Annotated in this window: 1 protein-coding gene; it reads right to left on the reverse strand. The window is 47.7% G+C overall.

Going from position 1 to position 1030, the window contains the following annotated elements:
- On the reverse strand, positions 1-1030 hold a 1030-nt coding region (purF, locus tag R7Q38_RS24930), incomplete at both ends, for an amidophosphoribosyltransferase (RefSeq protein WP_318114747.1).

Raw genomic sequence — 1030 nt, forward strand, 5'->3', positions numbered from 1 at the left:
GCTTCAACTAAGTCATCTAAACGTTGGTAAATAAGCGCATCCGCACCAATCTGTTTACAAATGGTTTCGTTGTCACGACCATGAGCAATCAGCTCTGTCGCGCTCGGCATATCGATACCGTAAACGTTAGGGAAGCGAACTTCTGGTGCAGCAGACACCATGTACACTTTCTTCGCGCCGGAGTCGCGAGCCATCTCAATGATCTGTTCTGATGTCGTACCGCGAACGATAGAGTCATCCACCAGCAACACGTTCTTATCTTTGAACTCAGAGCGGATAGCGTTTAGCTTGCGACGCACTGATTTCTTACGTTGTTGCTGACCAGGCATGATAAACGTGCGGCCAACGTAACGGTTTTTAACAAAGCCTTGGCGGTAAGGAATATCGATCGCTTGAGCAATTTGTAGTGCGATATCGCAAGAGGTTTCAGGAATCGGGATTACGACGTCGATATCAAGATCGGCGTAATCTTCACGAATTCGCTCACCCAGCTTTTTGCCCATTTCAACGCGAGCACTGTACACAGAGATTTTATCGATGAAAGAATCAGGACGCGCAAAGTAAACAAATTCAAAAATACAAGGATTTAGCTTTGGATTGTCTGCACATTGCTTAGTGAACAGCTCACCTTCAAATGTCGCATACACCGCTTCACCCGGAGCTACGTCACGCACAAAGTCAAAACCGACCGCATCCAACGCAACAGACTCTGATGCAACCATGTATTCCGTGCGACCAGCGACTTCACGCTTGCCTAAACAAAGAGGGCGAATACCATGCGGGTCACGAAACGCAATCATACCGTGGCCGATGATCATCGCAGTTACTGCATAAGCGCCGCGAATAGTACGGTGCACATTGGTAACAGCGCGAAATACATCTTCAGCAGTCACATTGCCTTTTACTGTGTCAATTTCGTGTGCAAGTACGTTGAGCAGCACTTCTGAATCAGAAGTGGTGTTGATGTGGCGGCGATCTTTTTCAAACAGCTTCTGACGAACTTCGTGAGCGTTGGTCAGGTTACCGTTGT

This window comes from Vibrio sp. Vb0598, assembly GCF_033338935.1.
Taxonomy (GTDB): domain Bacteria; phylum Pseudomonadota; class Gammaproteobacteria; order Enterobacterales; family Vibrionaceae; genus Vibrio; species Vibrio alginolyticus.